This is a genomic window from Pseudomonas sp. EGD-AK9 (assembly GCF_000465935.2).
GTDB lineage: Bacteria > Pseudomonadota > Gammaproteobacteria > Pseudomonadales > Pseudomonadaceae > Aquipseudomonas.
On record NZ_AVOF01000861.1, the window covers coordinates 1 to 630 of the forward strand.

General features: G+C 71.1%; 1 protein-coding gene. It reads left to right on the top strand.

All coding sequences use genetic code 11. The features are described 5' to 3' along the window. Positions 1-135: 135 nt before the first annotated feature. Positions 136-630: deoxyribodipyrimidine photo-lyase (locus N878_RS24860; RefSeq protein WP_021446177.1), on the top strand; the 495-nt coding region annotated here is incomplete at its 3' end.

Here is a 630-nt window from a genome sequence, read left to right on the forward strand (position 1 = left end):
CCCGCTGCTGCTGGCCGGCCCCGCCGCCCATATCCACCGCGACGTGCTGGCCGAGCTGGCGCTGGCCGCCGACCCGCTCGCCGCCCATGCCTGGCTGCAGCATCAGGGCCTGCTCGGCCCCCTCGAGGATTCACCATGCGTCAACTGATCTGGCTGCGCAGCGACCTGCGCGTGCACGACAACAGCGCCCTGGCCAGCGCCATGGCCGCCGGCCCGACCCTGGCGCTGTACCTGCTCAGCCCCAGGCAGTGGCTGGCCCACGACGACGCGCCGTGCAAGGTCGACTTCTGGCTGCGCAACCTGGTCGAACTGCAGCGTGCCTTGCAGCGGCTGAACGTGCCGCTGCTGGTGCGCCAGTGCGACGACTGGGAGCAGGCACCCGCCGTGCTCGCCGAGGTCTGCCGCGAGCAGGCCATCGCCGCGGTGCAGGTCAACGAGGAGTACGGCGTCCACGAGAGCCTGCGCGACCGCACCACCGCGGCCTACCTGGCGCAGCAGGACGTCGCCTGGCACAGCCACCTGGACCAGTTGCTGTTCAAGCCCGGCAGCGTGCTGACCCAGTCCGGCGGCTACTTCCAGGTCTACAGCCAGTTCCGCAAGGTCTGCTACCAGCGCCTGCACACCGCCCTG